The 23,126-nt window shown below is 59.5% G+C and carries 23 protein-coding genes and 1 pseudogene; 13 read left to right on the top strand and 11 right to left on the bottom strand.

What is annotated here, in order from left to right:
* The coding region (locus tag V8G57_RS06330) for a hypothetical protein (protein ID WP_342828642.1) at positions 1-629 on the bottom strand (629 nt) is incomplete at its 3' end.
* On the opposite strand from V8G57_RS06330, the pseudogene V8G57_RS06325 reads away from it, so the two are divergent.
* A pseudogene (locus V8G57_RS06325) lies at positions 526-765 on the top strand (hypothetical protein); the annotation flags it as partial. The gene V8G57_RS06330 and the pseudogene V8G57_RS06325 overlap by 104 nt on opposite strands.
* On the opposite strand, the gene V8G57_RS06320 reads toward V8G57_RS06325, so the two are convergent.
* Complete coding sequence (locus V8G57_RS06320) at positions 753-893, bottom strand: hypothetical protein (protein WP_342828641.1); 141 nt, start codon at positions 891-893, stop codon at positions 753-755. The pseudogene V8G57_RS06325 and the gene V8G57_RS06320 overlap by 13 nt on opposite strands.
* On the opposite strand from V8G57_RS06320, the gene V8G57_RS06315 reads away from it, so the two are divergent.
* Both V8G57_RS06315 and V8G57_RS06310 read left to right on the top strand, forming a co-directional pair.
* Complete coding sequence (locus tag V8G57_RS06315) at positions 892-1,725, top strand: YadA family autotransporter adhesin (RefSeq protein WP_342828640.1); 834 nt, start codon at positions 892-894, stop codon at positions 1,723-1,725. The genes V8G57_RS06320 and V8G57_RS06315 overlap by 2 nt on opposite strands.
* A gap of 402 nt (positions 1,726-2,127) precedes the next feature.
* Positions 2,128-3,846, top strand: a complete 1,719-nt coding sequence (locus tag V8G57_RS06310; protein WP_342828627.1) for a methyl-accepting chemotaxis protein — start codon at positions 2,128-2,130, stop codon at positions 3,844-3,846.
* Positions 3,847-3,893: 47 nt separating this feature from the next.
* Here V8G57_RS06310 and V8G57_RS06305 read toward each other — a convergent pair whose 3' ends face one another.
* From V8G57_RS06305 to V8G57_RS06295, 3 genes are all read right to left on the bottom strand, one after another.
* The gene (locus V8G57_RS06305; RefSeq protein ID WP_342828625.1) at positions 3,894-5,303 is read right to left on the bottom strand and encodes a heavy metal sensor histidine kinase; all 1,410 of its coding nucleotides are present in this window, start codon (positions 5,301-5,303) and stop codon (positions 3,894-3,896) included.
* Positions 5,300-5,983 carry a heavy metal response regulator transcription factor gene (locus V8G57_RS06300; protein ID WP_342828624.1) on the bottom strand — a complete coding sequence of 228 codons (684 nt, stop codon included), beginning with the start codon at positions 5,981-5,983 and terminating at the stop codon, positions 5,300-5,302. The genes V8G57_RS06305 and V8G57_RS06300 overlap by 4 nt, the downstream gene beginning before the upstream one ends.
* A gap of 83 nt (positions 5,984-6,066) precedes the next feature.
* Positions 6,067-6,834 (bottom strand): alpha/beta hydrolase, encoded by a 768-nt coding sequence (locus V8G57_RS06295; RefSeq protein ID WP_092399880.1) that lies wholly within the window; start codon positions 6,832-6,834, stop codon positions 6,067-6,069.
* Positions 6,835-7,154: 320 nt separating this feature from the next.
* Here V8G57_RS06295 and V8G57_RS06290 point away from each other — a divergent pair, with 320 nt between their 5' ends.
* Both V8G57_RS06290 and V8G57_RS06285 read left to right on the top strand, forming a co-directional pair.
* Positions 7,155-7,388: a hypothetical protein gene (locus V8G57_RS06290; RefSeq protein ID WP_092399878.1), complete on the top strand. Its 234-nt coding sequence runs from the start codon at positions 7,155-7,157 to the stop codon at positions 7,386-7,388.
* 297 nt (positions 7,389-7,685) lie between these two features.
* Positions 7,686-10,562, top strand: coding sequence for a sensor histidine kinase (locus V8G57_RS06285; protein ID WP_342828620.1), 2,877 nt, complete (start codon positions 7,686-7,688; stop codon positions 10,560-10,562).
* Positions 10,563-10,578: 16 nt separating this feature from the next.
* Here the strand turns inward: V8G57_RS06285 and V8G57_RS06280 are convergent, their stop codons facing one another.
* Positions 10,579-11,211: a response regulator gene (locus V8G57_RS06280; protein ID WP_144737133.1), complete on the bottom strand. Its 633-nt coding sequence runs from the start codon at positions 11,209-11,211 to the stop codon at positions 10,579-10,581.
* Between the two features lie 12 nt (positions 11,212-11,223).
* On the bottom strand, positions 11,224-11,568 hold the full coding sequence (locus V8G57_RS06275) for a hypothetical protein (protein WP_342828619.1): 345 nt from the start codon (positions 11,566-11,568) through the stop codon (positions 11,224-11,226).
* On the opposite strand from V8G57_RS06275, the gene V8G57_RS06270 reads away from it, so the two are divergent.
* The 8 genes from V8G57_RS06270 (at position 11,558) to V8G57_RS06235 (ending at position 20,680) form a co-directional block, all read left to right on the top strand.
* Positions 11,558-11,974, top strand: coding sequence for a type IV pilin protein (locus tag V8G57_RS06270; RefSeq protein WP_342828618.1), 417 nt, complete (start codon positions 11,558-11,560; stop codon positions 11,972-11,974). The two genes, V8G57_RS06275 and V8G57_RS06270, sit on opposite strands and share 11 nt — an antisense overlap.
* Positions 11,965-12,540 (top strand): GspH/FimT family pseudopilin, encoded by a 576-nt coding sequence (locus tag V8G57_RS06265; RefSeq protein ID WP_342828617.1) that lies wholly within the window; start codon positions 11,965-11,967, stop codon positions 12,538-12,540. The genes V8G57_RS06270 and V8G57_RS06265 overlap by 10 nt, the downstream gene beginning before the upstream one ends.
* Positions 12,541-12,972: a hypothetical protein gene (locus V8G57_RS06260; protein WP_144737127.1), complete on the top strand. Its 432-nt coding sequence runs from the start codon at positions 12,541-12,543 to the stop codon at positions 12,970-12,972.
* Positions 12,969-14,141 carry a PilW family protein gene (locus V8G57_RS06255; protein ID WP_342828616.1) on the top strand — a complete coding sequence of 391 codons (1,173 nt, stop codon included), beginning with the start codon at positions 12,969-12,971 and terminating at the stop codon, positions 14,139-14,141. The genes V8G57_RS06260 and V8G57_RS06255 overlap by 4 nt, the downstream gene beginning before the upstream one ends.
* A 12-nt stretch (positions 14,142-14,153) precedes the next feature.
* Positions 14,154-14,771: a pilus assembly PilX family protein gene (locus V8G57_RS06250; protein WP_342828615.1), complete on the top strand. Its 618-nt coding sequence runs from the start codon at positions 14,154-14,156 to the stop codon at positions 14,769-14,771.
* Between the two features lie 59 nt (positions 14,772-14,830).
* Positions 14,831-18,619 carry a pilus assembly protein gene (locus V8G57_RS06245; RefSeq protein WP_342828614.1) on the top strand — a complete coding sequence of 1,263 codons (3,789 nt, stop codon included), beginning with the start codon at positions 14,831-14,833 and terminating at the stop codon, positions 18,617-18,619.
* Positions 18,620-18,674: 55 nt separating this feature from the next.
* Complete coding sequence (locus V8G57_RS06240; RefSeq protein WP_342828613.1) at positions 18,675-19,262, top strand: hypothetical protein; 588 nt, start codon at positions 18,675-18,677, stop codon at positions 19,260-19,262.
* 542 nt (positions 19,263-19,804) lie between these two features.
* Positions 19,805-20,680 carry an amino acid ABC transporter substrate-binding protein gene (locus V8G57_RS06235; RefSeq protein ID WP_342828612.1) on the top strand — a complete coding sequence of 292 codons (876 nt, stop codon included), beginning with the start codon at positions 19,805-19,807 and terminating at the stop codon, positions 20,678-20,680.
* A 67-nt stretch (positions 20,681-20,747) separates the two neighbouring features.
* On the opposite strand, the gene V8G57_RS06230 is transcribed toward V8G57_RS06235, so the two are convergent.
* From V8G57_RS06230 to V8G57_RS06215, 4 genes are read right to left on the bottom strand one after another with little or no spacing between them, the layout of a single operon-like run.
* Positions 20,748-21,107 (bottom strand): hypothetical protein, encoded by a 360-nt coding sequence (locus V8G57_RS06230; protein WP_342828611.1) that lies wholly within the window; start codon positions 21,105-21,107, stop codon positions 20,748-20,750.
* Positions 21,108-21,116: 9 nt separating this feature from the next.
* Positions 21,117-21,338: a hypothetical protein gene (locus tag V8G57_RS06225; protein ID WP_342828610.1), complete on the bottom strand. Its 222-nt coding sequence runs from the start codon at positions 21,336-21,338 to the stop codon at positions 21,117-21,119.
* A 6-nt stretch (positions 21,339-21,344) separates the two neighbouring features.
* A complete protein-coding gene (locus tag V8G57_RS06220) occupies positions 21,345-21,869 on the bottom strand; it encodes a GTP-binding protein (RefSeq protein WP_342828609.1) in 525 nt (174 codons plus the stop codon).
* Complete coding sequence (locus V8G57_RS06215) at positions 21,869-22,498, bottom strand: hypothetical protein (RefSeq protein WP_342828608.1); 630 nt, start codon at positions 22,496-22,498, stop codon at positions 21,869-21,871. The genes V8G57_RS06220 and V8G57_RS06215 overlap by 1 nt, the downstream gene beginning before the upstream one ends.
* Positions 22,499-23,126: the final 628 nt, after the last annotated feature.

Here is a 23,126-nt window from a genome sequence, read left to right as displayed (position 1 = left end):
AACATCGGTTCGCTGTCGACAGGGCTGAGCACGACCAACAGCAATGTGACGTCGCTGTCGACCTCGACTTCGACCGGTATCAGCACCAACGCCAGCAACATCGGTTCGCTGTCGACAGGGCTGAGCACGACCAACAGCAATGTGACGTCGCTGTCGACCTCGACTTCGACCGGCATCAGCACCAACGCCAGCAATATTGGTTCGCTGTCGACCGGCCTGAGCACGACCAACAGCAACGTGACGTCGTTGTCAACCTCGACTTCGACCGGCATCAGCACCAACGCCAGCAACATCGGTTCGTTGTCGACAGGGCTGAGCACAACCAATAACAATGTGACGTCGTTGTCAACGTCGACCTCGGCCGGCATCAGCACCAACGCCAGCAACATCGGCTCGTTGTCGACAGGCCTGAGCACAACCAACAGCAATGTGACGTCGCTGTCGACATCGACTTCGACCGGCATCAGCACGGCGCAAAGCGGCGTGAATTCGCTGTCCACCGGCCTGAGCACAACAAATAGCAATGTGGGCTCATTGTCGACTGGCTTGAGCACAACCAACAGCAACGTGGCGTCGCTGTCGACCTCCACTTCGACTGGCTTTGCTACGCTGTCGACGGGAGTTGCCAACTCTGTCCAGTATGACAACCCCGGTCATACCAGCGTTACCCTGGGAGGAGTTGGCGCGACAACGCCAGTGACCCTTACCAATGTGGCTGCCGGCGTGAGGCCAACCGATGCGGTGAATTACAGTCAGCTGTCGTCTTTGTCTACATCAGTGTCGACGGACATCAATTTACTGTCAGCCGGCTTGAGCACGGCGACGAGTGGCATCAGTTCGTTGTCAACCGGTGTCGCATCCGTATCGGCAAACCAGGCGGGATCCGGTACCATGCCGGCCTCGTTGAGATCGCTCGCAGCTACGTCAAATGCCGCTGCGGCGAACGGCGCAGTGGTTGGCGGCACGACGATGGGCGGCGCCAACAGCGACGGCACGGTGCAGACGCGCGGTGCTAACGGCACGGTGATCAACAATGTGAACCCGGCAACCTGCGGCACAGTGAAGGGTGTAGATGCGACCGGTTCCGGCTTGTGCGCGCAGGCGACCAAAGACGGCGCGACGGCATTCGGCTCCAATGCGCAGGCAACCGATGCCAACACGACTGCCGTGGGCTTCCGTGCCTTGGCGTCGCAGGCAGGATCGGTGGCGATCGGCAATAATGCCCAGGCGACCGGCGATCCTACCGTCGCGATTGGCCAGAATGCGCTGGCCTCGGGCAATAACTCCGTCGCGACCGGCGCAGGGGCGCAAGCCACCGGGAATAATGCAGTGGCCCTGGGCGCCGGTTCCATCGCGGACCAGGCCAATACGGTATCTGTCGGAGCTCCTGGCAGTGAACGCCGCATCACCAACGTGGCGGCCGGCGTCGATCCAACGGATGCAGTGAATGTTTCGCAATTGTCAGCGGTGAAAAACCAGATTGGAGATGTCCAGCGCATTGCCTTTAGCGGTGTGGCAATGGCAGGGGCTCTGGCCGGTCTTCCGCAAGTCGATAATGGCAAGAACTTCGCATTAGGCGCCGGAATCGGCAGTTATGCCGGCTACACGGCCCTGGCTATCGGCGCCAGCGCTCGTGTCAACCAGAGCACTGTCATCAAATTCGGTGTCAGTACAACTTCCGGTACGCGTACATTGCTCAATGCTGGAGTTGGCTATTCATGGTAGCGATGAACTAGTTGTTAAATGTGCTTCGAATGAGCGTCCTTGGACGCTCATTTTTTTTACAGGCACGATTTTCATCAATCCGGGCCTCGGAAAAGCAAGCAATCGCCAGGTTCTTGCCGCACCTGATGCGGAAGCCCGAGTCTCCCTTGGCCGACGGCGCATGCCAGCGATGCCGGCTGTCCCTGCAGGCTGCCGCCAGGCCCCCTAAAAAAATGATGATGCTTGCCGTTAACTACGTTGTGGACGGTGTTGTTAAGCGAATGTCATCAGATTTCGCGGATCCCGGTCGATATCGGCCGGCTGGCGTCCTGCACGGAAACGGGATCGATGGAAAAATTCGCGGCTGAGAAAAGCGATTTTCTTCGGCGTTGATTAATCGCACTCTTGACAGAAGAAATAGAAATGAAAATTGTAAATCTTAAAGTCGGTACGCGGATGGGAATCGGGTTCGCGATTGTTCTTTCACTTTCAGTCGTTTCGATCACCACCGGCATATGGAACCTGCGCCAGGTTGCCATGGAGACGCAGCGCATGATGGAAAGTCCCCTGGCAAAGGAACGGATCGTGTCCGACTGGACCGTCCTCACCAACGCCGCCATCGCCCGCACTTCGTTCATTGTCAAAAGCACGGACGATACTTTAGCCACCACGTTTGCGGAGGACATCGACGCCAGCGCCAAGAAAGGCACCGAAATCCAGAATTCGCTCGAACCGCTGCTGACCTCTGCCTCGGAAAAAGAGAAATATGCACTGATCAAGACTTTACGCGAAAAATACCAGCAGTCCAAAGTCGCGGCGATGAAAGCCAAGCAAGGCGGAAAGGCTGAGGAAGCATCGCGGATATACAACAGCGAATTCATGCCGACGGCGAAAAGTTACCAAGGCGAGCTTTTTGCGTTCCTGGCCTTGCAAAGAAACAATATCGACCAGACCGGGCTTCAGATTGCCCAGCTATATAACCGCAGCTTCAACCTGCTGCTGCTGTTGGGCGTGCTGGTGATCGCATTGGGCGCGGTGTGCGCCTTCCTGATTTCTCGTTCCATCACGCGTCCGCTGGGCGAAGCAATCAAGGTAGCGCAAACCGTCGCTTCCGGCGACCTGGGCAGCCGCATAGAAGTAAAAACCACCGATGAAACCGGCCAGCTGATGCAGGCGTTGAAAGATATGAACGACAGCTTGCTGAAGGTGGTCGGCGAAGTGCGCGTCGGCACTGATACTATCGCCACGGCGTCAAACCAGATCGCCTCAGGCAACCTGGATTTGTCTTCGCGCACGGAACAGCAGGCCAGTTCGCTGGAAGAAACCGCGGCTTCGATGGAACAGCTGACCAGCACCGTGAAGCAGAATGCCGACAATGCGCGGCAAGCCAATCAACTGGCGGTGTCCGCATCCGGCGTCGCGGTGAAAGGCGGCGGCGTCGTGTCGCAGGTGGTTGAAACCATGGACCTGATCAACGCGTCGGCCAAGAAGATTGTGGATATCATCGGCGTGATCGACAACATCGCGTTCCAGACCAATATCCTGGCGCTGAACGCGGCGGTGGAGGCGGCCCGGGCCGGGGAGCAGGGGCGCGGCTTCGCGGTGGTGGCCAGCGAGGTGCGCAATTTGGCGCAACGCTCGGCTGTCGCCGCCAAAGAGATCAAGCACCTGATCGACGATTCGGTGGAAAAAGTCGGTGTCGGCGTCAAGCTGGTCGGCCAGGCCGGCGCCACCATGGGCGAGATCGTCGACAGCGTCAAGCGCGTAACCGACATCATGAGCGAAATTACGGCGGCCAGCGAGGAACAGACCGCGGGCATCGAACAGGTTAACCAGGCAATCATGCAAATGGACCAGGTTACGCAGCAGAATGCGGCCCTGGTAGAGGAAGCCGCGGCGGCGGCTGCGTCGCTGCAGGATCAGGCCGGCAACCTGGTGCAAGTGGTCAGCGTATTCAGCACCGGCGCGACGCAAGCGCCTGGTGGCGCACTTTTGAAGACGGCAAGCCGTCAGGCTTCGGTTGTCGCAGCACCGGTACGCATAGCGGCCCGTAATGCCAGCTTGCCTTCGGCGAATGTGAAAACCTTCAAGCGCGTGGCGAATGCGCCCGCAGCTGCCGATAGCGAGTGGGACCAGTTTTAATTTCGTCCCTGAAAATGCTTCTGCCGAGGAGGTATTGTTGCCGGCCGTCAGGGCGCATCCCGCCTGGGGAAAAATAGCGTGAAGCGGGTTGTGCCATCGCTGCTGGCGGCATTCCAGCTTCCCTGGTGCAGCAGCATGATGCTGCGCACGATGGACAGGCCCAGGCCGCTGGCGTCGGACGAACCGCGGCGCGAGGCGTCGGCGCGGTAGAAGCGGTCAAACAGACGGGCCAGGTGCCGCTCCTCTATGACCGGGCCCCTGTTCTCCACGCTGATGGAGGTGCCGGCAGCGTCCTGCTGCGACAGCAAGGTGATTTCCGTGCCCGCGTCTGCGTAGCGCACTGCATTCGACAGCAGGTTCGCCAGCGCCCGGCGCAGCAGGTTGGGATCGGCCCAGACCGCGCCGTCGCCACGCCACGCCAGCGTGATGTCACGTTCTTCGGCGAGCCCTTCAAAATAATCGGCAATGCGCTCCAGTTCCGCGGGCACCTCAAGCGGCTTGCGTTCTATGGCGTGATCAGCATGTTCCGCACGGGCCAGGAACAGCATGTTGTCGGTCATCTTGGACAGGCGCTGCAATTCCTCGAAGTTCGAGCCCAGCAGTTTTTCGTAATATTCGGTGCTGCGCTTCTGGCCCAGCGCTACCTCGGTCTGGCCCAGCATGTTGCCGATCGGGGTGCGCAGGTCGTGCGCCATGTCCGCGGATACCTGGCTCAGCTGCGCGAAGCTGGTTTCCAGGCGGTCCAGCATGGCGTTGAAGCCGTCGATCAGCGGCAGCAGTTCGCGCGGGGCATTCCTGCTGTCGATGCGGGTGGACAGGTTGCGGATGCCGATGGAACCGGTTTGTGCTGCCAGCTGCCGAAGCGGCAACAGGCTGCGGCGCGCAATCCAGTAAGCCAGCATGGCCGCCAGCAGCGCTGCCGCCAGCGCCACGCCGAATATCTGCAGGCGGTATGCCGCCAGCATGCTGGTGCGCTCGGTGAGCAGGCGTCCGGTGGTGATCTGCAATTCGTGTTCCATGTGCTGCGGATCGGTGACGCGCGCCGTCGCGGAGACAACAATGAAAGGCGTGCCGTTCTCCACCGAATGATGCACCGCGGACAAGTCCAGCGCGGCGCCGGCAGCCATCGGCTTCATCTCGGGTACGGCAATCCTGCCGGGATTGACTTCGATCAGCGGCGCCTGGCCCGGAAACTTCAACACCAGCAAGGCTTCGCGGTTGCCCAGCATGTTGGCGAACAGTTCGGGCTTCTGGTGGATCAGGTCGAGCAGGTCGACGTCGCGCAGCAGGGTGCGTATCTGCTCCACGCGGGTCACCAGCGCGGCGTCGTCGCGTTTCACCAGCTGCGCCACCAGCACGCTGTATAGCGCATAGCCCACTGTCGCCAGCACGGCGAACGAGAGCAGGGCAAACAGCAAGGCCAGGCGTGAAACGAGGGAGTGGCGCGACCGGTTCATGGTTCCACTTCGCAGCGGTAGCCGACGCCATGTACGGTATGGATCAGGCGGATGGCGAACGGATCGTCTATTTTCTTGCGCAGGCGCCGCACCGCGACGTCTACGACATTGGTGTCGCTATCGAAATTCATGTCCCACACGCGGGATGCGATCAGGGAACGGGACAGCACCTGTCCCTGGTTCAGCATGAAGAACTGCAGCAGTGCGAATTCCTTGTTGGTCAGCGTGATGCGGGCGCCGGCGCGGACCACCCGGCGCTTGGGCACGTCGATCTGCAGGTCGGCGATTTCCAGCAGGTCTTCCTGCCGCGCCTGGCTGCCGCGGCGCAGTACGATCTTCACGCGCGCCAGCAGCTCGGCAAAGGAAAACGGCTTCACCAGGTAATCGTCGGCCCCCAGCTCAAGTCCCTTGAGGCGGTCTTCCAGCGTGCCGCGCGCCGTCAGGAACAGCACCGGCGTATCCGCCTGCTTCTTGTCCAGCTGCAGCCGCCGCATCACTTCCCAGCCATCCATGCCGGGCATCATCACGTCCAGCACGATCAGGTCGTAGCGCAGCTCCTGCGCCATGTGCAGGCCGTCGCTGCCGTTGACGGCGACATCCACCACATAGCCGGATTCCGTCAGGCCGTTGCGCAGGTATTCGCCTGCCTTGAGTTCGTCTTCGACGACAAGAATTCTCACGCTGTGTCCCTGTATCCTGAACCTGGCACGCTGCCCAAGCCTGATTTTACCCCGGCAGGTCTGATGCGCTTGTGCCGTGGCAATCAGTTGCCTGCAGATTGTGCGGCTTCTTCTATCATCGCGGCCACTTCCTTGGCCCGCGAGATATAGATGGTATGGGCGCCATCCACTTCCACCGTGTGGCTGTGGGCGCGCGCCGCGTACATGCGTTCCAGGTCCGGGTTGATGGCGCGGTCCTGTTTCGCCACCATATACCAGCTCGGCTTGACGCGCCAGGCAGGATTGGTGATCAGCGTGGTGTTGACGCGCGCTGCCGCCGGTATTTGCGAGCGGGCCATGAATTCGGCCTGGTCGGCCGGCAGGTCGCCGGCAAAATCTTCATGGAAATGGGCCGGGTCGACAAAAACGAAACCGTCCGGCGTGGTCACGGTGCGGATTTGCCCGGGAATCTTGTTTTTGTTGGAGGCAGTGGATTCGCCGGCATCCGGCGCGTGTGCGGCGATGTACACCAGCCCGGCGACATGCGGATCGGTGCCGGCCTGGGTGATGACGGCGCCGCCGTAGCTGTGCCCGACCAGGATGCTCGGCCCCTGCTGGCGGGCCAGCACGCGCACCGTGGCGGCGACATCTTCGTCCAGCGAGGTCAGCGGTTCCTGCACCATGTTGACGTTGTAGCCGTCCTTGGCCAGGATGTCGTACACGGGTTTCCAGCCGGAGGCGTCGGCAAACTGGCCATGCACCAGCACGATATTCTTGACCGGAGCGGCGGATGCCGGCGCCGCAGCGAAAGCCAGCAGCAAAGCGGAAGCAATTGCGCAAGCAATGCGGGTTGGGGTGAGGGAGATGTTCATCATTATTCCTTGGTGGTGGGGGCACGGGGTTGGACTACAGGTACAACGTTCCCGTAGTATGGTTTTCGTGCTCCGTCAGCCTGATGACCAAGTGATGACAAAAAAATGACAATGCCTGGCGTTGTGCCGTTCTGCTGCCGTCGAATTGACGCAACGTAAGGAATTCCCGACGGCGGTTTCTCCCGTGCCCACCTGGAAATCATGATTTCCTGATGCCTCCTGTCCTTCGGATTGATTAACATTTCTGCTGAGGGAGTATCAAAACAAGATTGCATTTTTGGAAATGCATCTGATTTCATGTTAACAACCGAAGGCAAGCAATGAAGAATGCAGACGACGCGGATGAGTACACCAAGAATGCCAACAAGATGCTGGATGCCGTCATGGCCAAGCTGGAACTGAAAAACGACGCTGCACTGTCGCGCCGCCTTGAAGTTGCTCCCCCTCTCATCAGTAAAATCCGCCATGGCCGGCTGCGGGTCGGCGCATCCATCCTGATCAGCCTCCATGAAACCAGCGATATTTCGATTGCCGAACTGAAGAGTTTTTTTTGATGTGCAGCGGTATGTTCCAGGGCGGCCCTGCATTTTAGTCCTGATTGCCATGGGGGATCCTTTGAGCGGCAGGCATCAGCTGGATGCTTAGATAAGGATTTTCACCATATTCTGTCGCATGAGGTATCCTCGGAAAAACCTCGTTTGTGTCCTCACATGGCGGCAGGAACCTGAATGATGAGCTTGCGCTGGCGTCGTCGACTGATCGTAATGCTGTGGCTGATCTGCCTGCCGACGGCGGCAATCTGCCAGCAGCTGCCATTGCGTTATTACAGTCAGTCAGATGGTTTGGCAAACATGGCCCTTACCACCTTGGCGCAAGAGCCTGGCGGCTATCTCTGGATCGGGACTCAAAACGGCTTGTTCCGCTACGACGGCGCGCGCTTCCAGCGCTTTGAGCTAGAGGGCTTGTCCGCTCAGTTTATAACCGCATTGCATGTCGACGGCAGCGGCCGGCTGTGGGTCGGCACCAGCGAAGGTTTGTACCTGTGGCAGGGACAGCGTTTTGTGCCGATGCAATTTAAAAATGTCCAGTTCACCTTCCATGAAGGGCAGACCTTTGCAACCCTTGGGCCGGATCGCCTGCTGGTGCTGAGCCGGGACCGGTTGTGGCTGGTGCAGTCGGCGGACCACGGCCATTCCTGGCAGGCGCAGGAATTTTTTGAGGCAGGGCAGTTGTCGCACTATCCCGAGATGCGGACCTTGTTCAGCATCCATGTCGGCTCGCACGGGGACCTGTGGATGGGGTGCGAGCGCGCGCTGTGCCATTACGACCAGGGAAAGCTGCAGGTTCTGGGCAAGGAAAGCGGTTTGCCCGCCGGGGAAAATTGGCGCGCCATCCTGCATGACCGGCAAGGGCAGCTCTGGGTGCGCGGCGAGCACAAGATCTTTATGCTGCCGGCCGGCGGAGATCTCTTTCAGGACCGCTCGCCAGACCAGAACGATCAGAAAAAGGCGCACGGAATTCCATTCCTGGCGGCGGACGCCGCCGGCCGGATTTTCAGCCGGCACGACGAAGGCATCATCCGCTGGAACGGCAAGCGCTGGGAATCCTTTGGCGAGTCCAGCGGGCTGATCGTCGGCGGCGGGATCAACGCCATCCTGTTTGATCGCGACGGCGGTGTCTGGCTCGGATCGCTGGGACATGGGCTGGTGCATTGGATAGGTTATCCGAATTGGGAGAACTGGACCTCCAGGCAAGGCCTGCCCAACAACGTCGTGCTGTCGTTCTTGCGCGACCGGCAAGATTTGCTGCATGTAGGCACCCGTTCCGGCTCCGCCATATTGCAGAAGAATGGGTATTTTTCCGTTACGCCGACAACCTATGGCGGCACATCCCACCAGTGGGGGAACATGGTTGAAGACGCCAAAGGCAATGTCTGGACCGGCTCGCTTTCAGGACTCCTGGTGCGCCGCGGGCGCGGCGCCGAAGCGGAGGTCAAGGTGGCTCAGCTGCCAACGATCAACAGCTTGTTTTTCGATCAGTCGGGACAACTGTGGATTGCTACCGAGATAGGCATTTACAGCATCAGGGAGCCGCAATCCATTCCGGTTCCGGTTCCGGTAAAAGTAACGGAGTTTCCATCCATTGAGGATATCAACGCCTACCAGGGGTGCCAGGGCCGGACCGGGGTGCTGTGGTTTGTCACAGACAAGGGGCTGTTGCGTTTTGACGGCGTGCATTGGCGTAAGCCGCGGACCAAGCCTGCGGCGCAGGTTTTCCAGCCTAGCGCGATAGCCTGCACCCGTGGCGAAATATTGTGGCTGGGCAGTGAAGCAGGGAATGTCTGGCGCGGCGTCGACCAGGGCGAGACGGTGGAGATCAGTGATGTTACGCCGTCGCTGCTGCTGGATCAGGCAGTGACGGCGCTGCTCGAAGACAGGCGCGGCTGGTTGTGGGCAGCTACGGACGCCGGAATCGGCGTATGGAATCACAAGCAATGGCGGTTTTTCAACCAGGAAAGCGGGCTGGTGTGGAACGACACTGACCTGAACTCCTTTTATGAAGACGGCGACGGCTCGATGTGGGTGGCAACCAGCGGCGGCGCATCCCATATCCTGCGGCCGGAATCGCTGTTCGCGCCATTGCAGCTGGATGTGATGGTGGAAAGCATCGCGCGCGACGGCGAAACCCTTGCCCGCGGCCAGCCTGTCCGCTTGCCGTGGAGCTCCGGCCCGCTCAATTTCAAGCTGGCGGCATTGTCCTACCAGAACCGCGAGACCCTGAATTTCCGTTACCGGATGCAAGGGCTGGAAACTGGCTGGTCCAAGACAAACGTCCCCGAGGTACGCTATGCGGCTCTGCCTCCCGGCCGTTATCGTTTCCAGGTGGCGGCAGACAATCCTGCCATGCAGGCTTATTCGTCGATGGCGGAAGTCGAGGTCGTGATCCTGCCGCCGTGGTGGGGGACCAGGGTTTTTTATGCCTCCTGCGGGATGCTGTCGCTGATGCTGCTGTACCTGATGCATCGCTACCGCGTCCGCAGGCTGGTCGCGCGCCAGCGCCTCAAGGAACGGCAGGCGCGCGAACGCGCCTATGAACTGGAAGCGTCGCGCGAAGAAGAGCGCAAGCACCTGACGCGCGAAATCCATGATGAACTGGGGCAGCACCTGTCAGCGTTGCGCATGGGGGTATCGGTGGTGGGACTGGAATTCGGAGAGAAAAACCCGTCGCTGCAAGGAAAAATCGAACGCATGGTGACGCTGGTGGACGGCACCATCAAGGTGGTGCGCAATGTCGTCTCGTCGCTGCGTCCGTCGGCGCTGGACATGGGGATAGTGTCGGCGCTGGAGTGGCTGGCCGAGGAATTCAGGGATAATACCGGCATTCCGTGCAACCTGTTTGTGCGTGAAGAAAACATCATACTGGATGATCAGCGGGCGACCACCATTTTCCGCATCGCGCAGGAATCATTGACCAATATCAGCCGCCATGCGCAAGCGAGCCAGGTGGAAATCAGCCTGGAGAGAAAGGAACAGCATTATCTGCTGGAGGTGCGCGACAACGGCAGGGGATTTGACGCCAGCGTGCAAAAGAAGAAATCGTTCGGCCTGATCGGCATCCGGGAACGGACGCTCATGCTCGGCGGCGAGGTTGCCATTTTCAGCGTGCCTGGCGTCGGCACCACGATCAAGGTGTCGATTCCCATCGCCGATGCGGAGCTGGACCAATGACAGCCGGAGACAAAGGTCACTCGATAAGGTTGTAGGTAATCGCGTAGCGCACCAGCTCGGCGTTATTCTGGAAGTTCATTTTTTGCATCAGCCGCGCCTTGTGGGTGCTGACGGTCTTGTTGCTGATCGACAGCTCTTCCGCAACCTGGTTGACGCTTTTCCCGCGCACCAGCAGCCGCAGGATATGGAACTCGCGATCGGACAGGAGTTCATGGGGCGGACGCTGGTCGGAGCTGCTGGACTCGAACACCATCTGTTCCGCCAGTTCAGGATCGATGAAACGTCCTCCCGCGACCACTTTGCGGATCGCGTTCATCAATGTTTCCGGTTTGTTATCCTTGGTCAGGTAGCCGGCGGCGCCGGCAGCCAGGGCCCGGCGTGCAATCGGCAGTTCATTGTGCATGCTGAGGACCAGGACCGGCGGATAGGATTCATGGGCGCGGATGCGCTGGATGAGGTTGACGCCGCTGACGCCCGGCATGGTCATGTCGAGCAGCACCAGGTCGATCCCGCCCGCATGCAAGGCATCGAGCACCTGTCCGCCGTTGATGGCTTCTCCGGCCACCGTCACTTCCTTGCCCAAAGCGAACAGTTGTTTCAGCCCTTCACGCATGATCGCGTGATCGTCGGCAATCAGTACTCGTATCATGAATCCCTCAATTCACTTCACCATGGATGGAAATGCCAGTCCTGATCTTTGCGTCTTGATCTGGCATCCGTGGAACAGCCGGTTTTTCCCGCCATTATCGCGCACCTCCCGCCGCTGATGGTTTTCTTTTCTGCAAGGCATTCGTGCTGCCGATTTCATCCTCGCGTCTTTCCTGTTTACTGCATGTACTGCTTGATATGACTGCAACGTGCAGTTTACCGCAAGCAAGGAAATCCCTACACCAAGTTCAGGATATGCCGATATTTCCCTTGTGAAAGAATGGTTATTCTCACCTCTGTCCGGTTTGTTTGTAAAAATCACATCTGAAGAGAAGGTCGGCATGGCCATGGCAAGCAAAGGTTTTACCTTGATCGAATTGATGATCACAGTCGCCATCATTGCGATTTTGTCGGCGATCGCCTATCCAAGCTATACCGATTACGTGCTGCGCGGTTACCTGGTGGATGCTACCAACGGCATGGCTGCGGGACAGGCGCAGCTGGAACAGTTTTACCAGGACAACCGGAAATACACCGGCGGACCTTGCGCCGGCAACACCAATAATTTCACGTTTACCTGCGCCTTGAGCGACCAGGAATATGCGATTACGGCGACCGGCAGCGGTCCTGTCAGCGCTTTTTCCTACACCTATACCTACACGGTCGCCGCGGGCCTGGTCAAGGCCACCACCGCGCTGAAAACCGGCTGGGGCAGTGCCTGCGCCGTTGCCTGGATCGTTAAAAAAGGGCAGTCATGCGCTTGACGCTGTCCCCGTCCGGAGGCCAGGGGTTCAGCCTGATCGAACTGATGATCACCGTTGCCGTAGTGGCCATCCTGGCGACGGTAGCCGTGCCGGCGTTCTCTACCTGGATCCAGAATACCAAGATCCGCTCCACCGCCGAAGCATTGCAAAACGGCATGCGGCTGGCAAAAACCGAGGCGGTGCGGCGCAGCCGCCTGGTCGATTTCCGGCTGACGGCAGACACGCCGGCCAAGGATGCCGCCACGTCGAAGACCGGCAGCAACTGGTACGTGCAGCAAAACAGCGCGCTGCTGGCAGCCGACGCCACCGACGCCGCCTACAACCTCTACGTGCAGGGTTCTTCATTGGCCGGCGCGAACGCCAATGTGACTGTGGCCGGCGACGTCGATACGCTGACTTTCACCAGCCTCGGGCGCCTCGGCAACACCGGCGCGGCATCCTATAAATTCGATGTCGCCAATCCAGGCGGCGACCGTGCGCTCAGGATCATCGTTACGCAAAGCGGGCAGATCCGCATGTGCGACCCAAAAATCGCTTTATCCAATACCACGCCGACAGGATGCTGAATGATGAACCACTCCCTGAAACGGCAAGGCGGCTTCATGCTGATCGAAGTCCTGGCGGCGATCCTGATTTTTTCGTTCGGCATCCTGGGCCTAGTCGGATTGCAAGCTGCAACCATCAATAATTCCATCAGCGCCGAAGACCGCAGCCAGGCGGCGCTGCTGGCCGACAACCTGGTGGCCGCGCTGTGGAGCAAAAGCAAGCTGGTCAGCGGCAGCTGCGACTTGCTGTGCGCCGCCGACGGCGGCAACGCCAAGGACTACACCAACTGGCAAGCCAAGGTAAAGACTGCATTCCACGGCGGCAGCGGCGTCGCCAAGCTTGATGCGAGCAATGCCAGCCTGGTCGTCATCACCATCAGCTGGACCGCGGCCACGAAGAACAATACGGCGGCCGCCAGCCATACTTATACTACAGAGGTAGTGGTGCAATGACACAGCAATCGCAAAGCACGGCGCCGCAGATGCGCCGGCCATTCCAGCACGGCGTGAGCCTGATCGAGCTGATGGTGGCGCTGGCTATCGGCCTGGTGGTGTCGCTGGCGATTTTCAGCGTGATGTCGGTCAGCGAGGCGCGCAAAAGAAACACTACCGGCGCCAACGACATGAACCAGAACGGCGCTTTCGCGCTGTACCAGCTGGACCAGGCCATCAGGAGCGCCGGCACCGGGTTTTCCCAGCAATACACCTTGACCTTCGGCTGCGCGATCAATGCCATGCGCAACGGCAAGGCAGTGATCCCGCCCGCCGCGCTGCCGAGTCCGTTCGACGGGCTGGCGGCAAACATCGGCGGCGCATTCCGCATGGCACCGGTGATCATCGGGCAAGATCCTAAAGGCGTGCTGTCCGATACCTTGATCGTGATGGCGGGTTCCGCCGGCTACGGCGAAATGCCGGTCGAGTCGACCAGCATCCCCACGACCAGCCCCAGTCCGCAGCTGCATTTGCTGAATACGCTGTCATTCTCGGCCGGGCAGCAATTGCTGGTGGCTGAGCGTCCCGGCGCCGCTGCGCTGTCTCCCTGCCTGGTCGAAACCGTGGACAGCTCTTACGCCGGCCCGGCCAGCAGCGGGGTGCTGCCGCTGGGCGGCGCCTTTTATACGGCGGGCACCGACAAGGCCCTGACCAGCTATTCCTCCGATTCGGTCGCCCTCAATCTTGGCAGCGCACCTTCGTTCAGGCTATATGGCGTGGGCGCCAATAACACGCTGGTGGGTTTCGACCTGCTCAATGGAACGGTAACGGCTACCGACCAGATCGCCGATGGCGTAGTCGAAATGCAGGCGCTGTATGGCGTCGACAAAGCCAACAACGGCAATATCACATGGACTGCGCCGACGGGCAGTTATGCGGCCAGCGCGTTGCTGGACGGCAGCGTCAACGCCGGCAGCCTGATTGCCTCGATCAAGGCGATCCGCATCGGCATGATTACCCGTTCCGCGGTGGAGGACAAGAACGCGGTTTCGCCGGCGACCTTGCCGGCCATGTTCGACGGCACGGCGTTTTCATATGCCAAGACCTTGACTGCGGCAGAACAAAAATTCCGGTACCGGGTCCTGGATGCCGCCATTCCATTGCGCAATGCGCTTGCACTGAGCAACTGAGGAGCGCCTGCCATGACCATGCTTTCATCTTCCCGATCGTCGCCCGGCGCTTTGCGTCCTGGTCTGGCATCGAGCCGCAGCGCAAGGCAGCGCGGCTCGGTTTTGATCATGGCCCTGATTTCCCTGCTGATACTGATGCTGGCCAGCGTGGCGCTGATCAGTTCGACCGACACCTCTTTGCTGACGGCAGGCAACCTGGCCTTCAAGCGCGACCTGGCGAACCAGTCTGAGCGCGCCGTGGCGCAGGTCCGGACCCAGTTCGTCAGCGGTGCGCTGGTGTCGGAAACCGTGTTGTACAGCGACCAGGCGGCCCAGAACTATTGGGCGCATGTCTTGCCATCGACAAAACTGCCGGGTATCCCGGATGTATTGATTGCATCGGCAAAAAAAGACGACATCACCGACACCGCGACAGGCATCCGGCTGCGTTACGTGATCGACAGGATGTGCATATCAGGGACGGTTCCGGATAAATCGACCTGCACGATGGGTTCGTTCGTCGACGACAAGAAAGGCACGGCCGGCGTCACCAAGGTGAGCGCGGGGCTGGGGCCGGTCTACCGGCTGACGGTCATGGCGCTCGGACCGCGCAATACCCAGACGTTTACCCAGATTACGTTCACCCACTAAAACGCGGAGGCCCGGCGGCGCCATTTTCCCCGCCCGGCATACACAGGAGCCATCAGTACATGAATCGAATCTCCACGGCACTGCACTGGTGCAACCGCCTGTTTCTCGGCGCGCTGGCGCTGGGCGCCGCTTGCGCGGCGCAGGCGCAGACCGCGCTTAACGACACACCGATGTTCAGCAATATCATCGTGCCGTCCAACGTGCTCCTGGCATTGTCGGTGGAACATCCGACCGCGCTAAGCCGCGCGCATACCGATGCGTATGCGTCGAGCGCAACGTTTATCGGTTATTTCGATCCGGCCAAATGCTACGACTACGATAACGTCAACGGCTATTTCACGGCTAGCGCAGCAGCCAAAAGCCACGTCTGCGCCGGCCAGTGGAGCGGCAATTTCCTGAACTGGGCCACCACGCCGACGATCGATCCGTTTCGCTGGGCGCTGACCGGCGGTTATCGCGCGATAGACACCACTACCACTACGGTATTGCAAAAGGGCTATATGTCGGGCCAGGACGGGGTCGGGAATTTCCCGGTCCAGGCTATCACTAATGATGCTGCCACGATCAGCGGCGCCACGCCTTTCAAAGGCGGCAATTGGAAGAACATCTATGTGCGGGTGTATAACTTCGGCACGTCCATGCGGGTATCGAACAGCAACGGCGGCAAAACCATCAGCAAGGACGATACGCCGGCTGCTTCCGCGGTCTTTGTCACCACTGCATATACAGCCGGCGGCAATCCCGTCGCGGCGTCGAGCCGCACCGACGACGCCACTTTCGACATACCGGTCCTGGTCAAGGTGTGCGACACGGCGGTATCGCTAGAAGACAATTGCACCAAATACGGCAGCAACATCTACAAGCCGACCGGCCTGATCCAGAACAATGCCGACAAGCTGCGCTTCGCCGCATTTTCCTATCTGAACGACCTCGACATCAAGCGCGATGGCGGCGTGCTGCGCGCCAGGATGAAATCGGTTGGCCCGAAGACGCCGGTTCCAGGTTCCACCAGCCTGGATAACCCGCAAAAGGAATGGGATCCCGACACCGGCATCTATATAACGAACCCTGACAGCGCAGATGCCGCCGCCACCGGCAACGCCACCAGCAGCAGCATAGCCAACAGCGGCGTCATGAACTACCTGAACAAGTTCGGCCTGGCCAGCAAGACATACAAAAGCAAAGATCCGGTCAGCGAAATGTATTATGCGGCGATCCGTTACCTGCGCAACGCAGGCAACGTCGATACCTACAGCAACGGCCTGACCGCAGCGATGACCGACGGTTTTCCGGTAATTACGAGCTGGGACGATCCGGTCCAGTATGCGTGCCAAAAGAATTTCATTATCGGCATCGGCGATGAAAATACCCACGCCGACGCCAATCTTCCCGGCAGCACCATCGCCGACCCCAGCAAGGAACCGACCATGCCGACCAGCGTGGCGGCCGATGTGCCGGTGTCAGGAACCAAAAGCTCCGCGATTGATGTCCGTCTGGCGACCAACAAGGTCGGCGCGCTGGAAGGGCTGGGCAACCTTGGCGAGATGCATCCGGGATGGTGTTGCGACCAGAACAGCTATTTCATCGCCGGCCTCGCTTATGCCGCCCACACCAGCGATTTGCGGCCCAACGATTTCGGCAGCAAGAAAGGAAGTTTCACTACCACCGCGGCCACCTACTGGCTGGACGTGATGGAAGGCAATGTGGAGAACAAGAACAACCAGTACTGGCTCGCCGCCAAGTATGGCGGCTTTGCGGTTCCAGACGGTTACAGCACTTACGGCAATACCACGGCGCTGGCGCAATCGGCCTGGAACAAGGCCGGCGACAAAGACCGGAACGGCAACTTGAGGCCGGATAATTATTATGATGCGGGCAAGGCAGGGTTGATGGTGTCGTCGTTGACCGACGCCTTCAAGAATATCAATTCGGCATCGCAATTTTCTTCTTCGCTGGCGGTAGCTTCGCCAGTGGGCGTTACCGATGGCACAGTCAGCTACAGCACCCAGTACTTCGCGGCCAACTGGTCGGGCGACGTGATTGCCAGCGCCTTGCAGTTTGACGCCAGCAGCGGCCAGGCAGTCGCCACGGCGGCCGCATGGAATGCGCGCCTGCTGCTGGAGACGCAGGCGGCGGCCACCGGCAGCAGCAGCAGCCTGGTCAACGGCTGGGATACGCAGCGCTTCATTGCCACCAGCGACGGCGGCAAGGGGGTGCCGTTCCGTGCCGCCAATATCGGCAACGCGAGTAATGCCGCGGCCCTGTCGGTATCCGGGGTGAGCACCGCCGATGTCGTCAATTTCTTGCGCGGCGACCGCAGCAAGGAAGGCAATCCTTTCCGTCAGCGCGCATATCTGCTGGGCGATATCGTTACCTCGAAGGCCGCCCCGGTTGGCGTGCCGGCGGCAACTTATGCGGATGCGAGCAATCCTGGCTACGGCAGCTTCGTCGCCGCCCAGAAAACGCGCGGCACGGTAGTCTACGTCGGCGCCAACGACGGCATGCTGCATGCTTTCGACGGCGCCTTGAGCGGCGGCAAAGAACTGTTCGCCTATGTGCCTAGCTTCCTGTACCAAGGGCCAAGCGCCACGCCCGCGGTGAACGGCCTGGCTTCGCTGGCCAGCGCCAACTACATCCATCATTTTTTCGTCGATGCGACACCGGTGGTGACCGACGTCGATTTCGGCAGGGCTGGCGCTGCAAACAGTTCTGCCGACTGGCGCTCGCTGCTGATCGGCGGGCTGGGCAAAGGCGGCAAGGGTTACTACGCGCTCGACGTCACCAATCCCGGCACGCTGAGCAATGAAACCAATCTCGCCAAGGCGGTCCTGTGGGAGTTCACCGATGCAACGATGGGCTACAGCTATGGCCCCGCTGTGGTGGTGAAGACCGCCAAGTACGGCTGGGTGGCGATCCTGACTTCGGGCTACAACAACGCCGATGGCAAGGGATATTTTTATATCGTCAATCCGAGCAACGGCGCGCTGCTGGAGCCGCCGATCCCGACCGGCGCCGGCAGCGCAAGCGCGCCGGCCGGCCTGGCCCAGGCATCGGCCTACGTCGGCGACTTTACCGATTACACAGCGGACGCCGTATATGCCGGCGACCTGCTGGGCAATGTATGGCGCCTGGACCTGACCAAGACCACCGGCAGCAGCTACGATGCGCCGACGCAGATCGCCTTGCTGACGGATCCGTCCAGCGCAACCGCGGTACAGCCTGTCACCACCCGGCCGCTGATCGAGGTTGATAAAAATTCATTGAAGCGTTATGTGCTGGTCGGCACCGGCAAGCTGCTGGCAGACAGCGATATCAAGAGCAGCCAGGTCCAGACTTTCTACGCCATCAACGATGGCACCGGGACCAGGTTCGATACTGTCGCCACCTTGCCGGCCGCCGTTGGCAAATATCCGATTACCCGCGCCAACCTGAACAACAATACGGATGTGACAACCGGCATAGGCGCCACCCCCGAAAAGCCGTCAGGCTGGTATATCGACCTGGGATTGAGCGGCAACAATATCGCGCGGCGCGTTACGTCGCAAGCTGCCGCAAACGGCGGCGTCGTGGCATTTGCCGCCAACCTGCCGGATGGCGACGTTTGCACTCCCTCAGGCAGCAACGATGTCTATGCGGTCAGCTACAGCACCGGCAAGTCTCAATACGGCAACCTGGCGCTGGTGACCGCGGCTGGGCTGAACAACGGCATCTATTTTGCCAACATCAACGGCAAAGTGAAGCTGGTCACCACCACCAGCGACGGCAAGAGCGGTACTTACGAGCCTGAGCCTTCGGTGAATAATCCATTCAACCGCCTGAACTGGCGCCAGGTCCCGGTTGCCAATTGATTGCCTGCGTAGCGTGCCGCCGGCGCCACATGCATATGCAAGGGAAACACGCGGCGTGAAACCCGATATGCGCCGGTTGCTTGGCGCCGGAGTTTCCTTGGCGCTGCATGTCTGCGTGCTGATGCTGTGGCGGCATGCTGCGGATGCTGCAGGAATCGTCGCGACGGATGCGGGGCAAGAGACAGGCGTAGATGTGCAAGTTATCGCGGCGGCGCCTGGTGTGGCGCGAATTGCGTCAACCGCGCCAAAGCCGGCATACGGGGAACAGCAGTCCGCCAAACCGTTCCAGGCCGGCGTCGTTGACGAACAGACGGCATACCGGTTGCCGGAGCCGACATATTACGGGCCGCAGGAGGTAGACAAGGATGCGTTGCCGTACAGTGCGCCCGATCCTGACCTGCTGGCGGACGTTGCCGTTTCCGGATTGCCGATCCGCATACGCCTGTATATCGACGCCAGCGGCGTGGTGACCGGCGTCGATACATTGCAAGCGCTGGCCGACGACCAGCAAGCGCTGGAACGGATAGAAAGGATGTTGCGGGGTACGCGTTTCATGCCCGCCAGGCTGGGAGGAACGGATGTGAATTCGTACCAGGACCTGGAGTTCCATATCGGGCCGGAACTGAATAACCCGCCTGGATAAGCAGCAAGAACAGGAAAACCGACGGATAAAAAATGGAAAATTCCAAGGCTAACGATATATGGCAATGCATACGATCGCAAAACAGTCACATGAAAACAAGTGATCTGGCGATAGGCAGCATCCTGGGCGGATCGGCAGGAGCAACCCTGGCGGTTCTCATTGCATGTCGTCTGCATAGAGAGGCGTGGAGTGCGGACCTGGTTTTGTTGAGCGCATTGTGTCTCGTCGGGATAGGCGCTTTTCTTGTCTATGGCGGCCTGGCTCTCGGCAGGGTCCGCGAATCTTCCCCGCGAAAGGCCGGTGCGCGCCGCGATCCGGCATAGGCAGGCGGCCGGCGCCGCGGGTTCCCATCTGACGTCCAGTCCGAAGTTCTTATCCCTACATGAAGATCAGGATCTCCTGATATGCCCTTGGCCAGACTCTGATTATCCTGGGTTCGGCACGATGGCTGCCAATGCGTTTTCCGAAGATTTCGCATCCTCCTCTCCCAATGACAAGGTGGTTCAATGCATATTGATGTTTTTCTTCGGCCTGGACATGCGATGCTTGGAGCGATGCTGCTGCTGCCGGCGTTGTTGCCCCCGCCGGCAATTGCCGGCGCCACGCTGGCGAAAATCCGGGATACCCAGGCGATCACGATTGCCTACCGGGAAACTACGGCGCCGTTCTCTTATCTCGATGCGGATAAAAAACCGATCGGCTTCACTATCGACCTGTGCTCCAGAATCGTCGAGGGCATACGGCAAGAATTGAAACTGCCGCAATTGAAGGTGAACTACCTGGCGGTGACGCCTTCCACCCGCATCGCCGCCATCACAAGCGGCAAGGCCGACCTGGAATGCGGCACCACCACCAACAATGCCGAACGGCGCAAGCAGGTGGCGTTTACCATTCCGCATTTTTTTGCCGGGGTACGGATGGCGGTCCGCACCGATTCAGGGATCAGGAACTGGATAGATTTGCGCGGAAAAGAAGTGGTGACGACCAAGGGGACAACTACGGTCAAGTTATTGAACGACAGGAACAAGATAAGGGCGCTGGCCTTGAAACTGGTCGAAGGCAATGACCATGCCGAATCGTTCGGCATGCTTGAAAAAGGGCAGGCAGCTGCGTTCGTGATGGACGACGTCATCTTGTACGGCTTGCGTGCAAACATGCAGCATCCCGAAGCATTCGCGATCGTCGGCGATGCGCTGTCGGTAGAGCCTTACGCCATCATGCTGGCCAAGGACGATGCCGAGTTCAAGGCTGTGGTCGACCGGGAAATGGCGGGCATGCAGAATGACGGCGGTTTCCGGAAGATCTACAACAAATGGTTCATGAACCCCGTCCCGCCGCAAGGCAAGAGCATGAGCATGCCGATGGGATATCTGCTGCGCGATTCGATTCTTTACCCTACCGATAAAATCGGGGATTGAGCTGCCTGGATGCGCCGCCCGCACGGCGATGCGGGCGGCGGCCTGCGGACACGCCGCCCGGGCGCAATTACATGACCAGCGCCTGCTCCGCATCCAGCACCTTGCGGCGGGCCAGCGCCAGGTTGGATTTGCTCTTGTCGAGGACCACATAGATGAACAGGCCCTCGTGCTTGTCTATCGGCCGCAGGATGTGGTACTGCTTGCCGAGGGTAATCAGGATATCTTCGATGGTGTCCTGCAGGCCGAGGCTTTTCATGGTCTTCAGCTTGGCGCGCACCACCTCGGTATTGCCGGCCGCCGCCAGTTCCAGGTCGACGCCCGAACCGCCGGATCCCAGGATCATCCCGCTGTTGCTGTCGACGATTGCCGCGGCCAGCGCGCCATCGATGTCCAGCAGTGCCTCAACGATAACAGTCATGTTGCTCATGTTTTTCCCTTATGTATGTAGATAGCGGCGTTGGATGGAACAGACGCGTCGCCGCCGGCCGGCCAGCGGCGGCGATGCGTGGAATTTTCGCCCTGGGTCGTGGATCGCGATTTCCTGTCCATCGAGCGTAGTCATGACTACAGTGATGATGCCGTTCCGCGACAAGCCGATCTGGTTGAATACGTGATGGCCCGTGATTGATGCAGAAGCAAGATTGGCTTTGATTTCCATGCGAAGTCATGTTGTTGTCAGCAGCGATGAAAATACGTCCAGCGCATCCAGCATCTGTGATTTTTCGCGTACGTCTGCAGTCATCATCGGGACCGCCATGCCCAGTGCACTGGTCAGTTCCGACGCAAACCGGTTGCTGTCCTCGATGCTGACCGGGCGCGCCAGCAGCAGCATGCATGGCATGGTTTCGGAAACGGAAAAGACGGTGCGCAGATATTGCTTTGCCGTGTGGATGGCATCTGCGTCATTGGCGTCGATCATGACGATGACGCCGATTGCCATGGAGAGCAGCCAGCCGCGCATGAAGTCGAAACGGTCCTGTCCCGGGCTGCCGTAGATATGCAGCTGTTCGCCGCCATCCAGCTCTACCACGCCGAAATCGGCGCCTACGGTCGTGCTGGTCTTGGCTGAAGAGGCAGGATCCATGTTGGGGACATCGCAATCGACCATCAGGTCTCCGCACAAAGAGCGGATGGCTGTCGTTTTGCCTATGCCCATCGGCCCCAGGAGGACAATTCTCAGTATGCTCACTAGCGGGTCGTCTCCAGCTCTTGCGAACGGGTCCGGCCCAGCCACTGGTTGATTTTCTTGACAAATAATCCGACGCCGCTTTCCTTCTGCTCAGGGTGGAACTGCTGGGCCGGTTCTTGGGCGGCCGGCAGCTTGCTTCGTTCGACCAGCACTTCTTTCTTTCTCAGTTCATCAAGAAACAGATAGGCGTCGCGTTCCGACAAGCCGCCGTATACGAGGAGCCACCGCCAGTCGACGGATTGTTTGGTCATGACCGCAAGGATTTTCTGGAAATTGACAGCCGAAAAATCGTGCTCCAGGCTGATCCACCTGGAGATGCGATAGGTTCTTTGGGAGAGGGGATCGGACGCATCGTCCATGCCGCTTGTCCCGGTCTTCATGTCGAGTATCCGCAAGGCCGCCCGGTCCAGTACATTGATCAGGTCCGACAGGCGGAACTTGGCCGGCAAGGTCATGTCGCCTTTGCCGGCAGGATGATCGGGGGATGCCGCAACCCAGATGCAGATGCAGTTGGCCGGCAGCGTCTCCAGGGGATTGAAGACGGACGGGTCGAGCAGCGCTACCGAGGCAACCCTGGAGTCGGACGGAAGCCAGCGGAATACAGTCTTTTCATTCGCGATCGGCATCATGAGTTCATACCGCAACAGTTCTTTTTCAGCGAGGTGTTTGACAGAAATAAAGACAGTCTTACGCATCGCTGCAACCATATCGATGGATGGCATTCCGGGCGAATGCCTGAATATTTTCTGTCGGCGGATACGGCATGGTTTTCCCCTTGAAGATGCGCTAGATCGTTAGCTCCGGTTTTCTGCAGGGACAGTGTCGTGCAAGACATGCCCTTGGACCGGTGAACTTGCCGCAAGGGTAAGCAATGTGCAGGGGCCAGGCTATCAGGGGATCTTGATATTTGCGCGGGATCCGGGAAGCGCCTTGTAGGGAATTCCTTACGCCGACCATGAAACCGTCATTGCCGTGGAGATCGATTGGCGCAAGCATTTGCCGCCCATGGCGTTGGTTTTTTGAGATATGCCAGCTGGCTGGCGATGCCGGGATTGGAGGAAATGCTTACCCGAAATTCAGGATTGCCTGATTGAAACATTCTTTCGCATTGTTCATTATCGGCGCCAGGAAATTATCCTGGCGTCGCAGGCAGCCGGCGCCGGAATTTTCAGCTTGATAACGGATTGTGTCGCGGATTGTGTAGCGGATTGTGAACCTTGCGAATTATCGCGTTTTGTCGGGATCGATGGAGTAGAC

The organism is Collimonas rhizosphaerae, from assembly GCF_038896935.1.
In the GTDB taxonomy this organism is placed as follows: domain Bacteria; phylum Pseudomonadota; class Gammaproteobacteria; order Burkholderiales; family Burkholderiaceae_D; genus Collimonas; species Collimonas rhizosphaerae.
This window is presented reverse-complemented; position numbering and strand designations above follow the sequence as displayed.